Genomic DNA, 272 nt, shown 5'->3' on the forward strand with positions numbered 1-272 from the left:
GTTGATGGGTTTCGCTACGATATGGCTGAGATGGTTCCAGTCGAATTTTGGAGCTACCTTAATTCATCTATAAAGATGAAAAACCAAGATGCCTTTTTAATGGCTGAGGTGTACCAACCGGACTTATATCGCGACTATATCCACTTAGGCAAAATGGACTACCTCTATGACAAAGTAGATCTGTACGACGGTCTAAAAGACATCATGCTAGGCAATACTTCCACGGCTATCATCCCCAAAATCCAACATCAAATGATGGATATTGAACATCA

The 272-nt window shown here is 40.8% G+C and carries 1 pseudogene; it reads left to right on the top strand.

Annotated features, from left to right (window positions below):
* A pseudogene (locus AB4486_RS26730) lies at positions 1-272 on the top strand (alpha-amylase); the annotation flags it as partial.

The organism is Vibrio sp. 10N.222.55.C6, assembly GCF_041473395.1.
Taxonomy (GTDB): Bacteria; Pseudomonadota; Gammaproteobacteria; order Enterobacterales; family Vibrionaceae; genus Vibrio; species Vibrio crassostreae_C.